This is a genomic window from Bradyrhizobium cosmicum, assembly GCF_032290525.1.
In the GTDB taxonomy this organism is placed as follows: Bacteria; Pseudomonadota; Alphaproteobacteria; order Rhizobiales; family Xanthobacteraceae; genus Bradyrhizobium; species Bradyrhizobium cosmicum_A.
Map to the genome: position 1 here is coordinate 1 of NZ_JASXTA010000401.1, position 253 is coordinate 253.

The following is a 253-nucleotide window of genomic DNA, read 5'->3' on the forward strand; positions in this document are numbered from 1 at the left end:
CTGCTGTATCTAATCAATAGATACCTTCCTATGGATGGTAAAATCAAGCAGATTTTAAATATCGTAATCGTTATTGCCGTAATTATTTGGTTATTAAGAGCATTTGGATTGCTAACAGGGCTGGGAATTTAAAAAAGCAAAATAGATCAAATAAAAAAGGGGATCGATGGTCCTCTTTTTTATTGAGGTAATACGCAAGACCTGGATAAAGGGTGCAGCTTTTATACTGTAGTGGTTTTCCTCTCTGCTCGAG

1 protein-coding gene is annotated in these 253 nt (G+C 36.0%); it reads left to right on the plus strand.

Annotated features, from left to right (window positions below; genetic code table 11):
• Window positions 1-12 precede the first annotated feature (12 nt).
• On the plus strand, window positions 13-132 hold the full coding sequence (locus QSV46_RS40395; protein WP_314964291.1) for a Thivi_2564 family membrane protein: 120 nt from the start codon (window positions 13-15) through the stop codon (window positions 130-132).
• Window positions 133-253 lie beyond the last annotated feature (121 nt).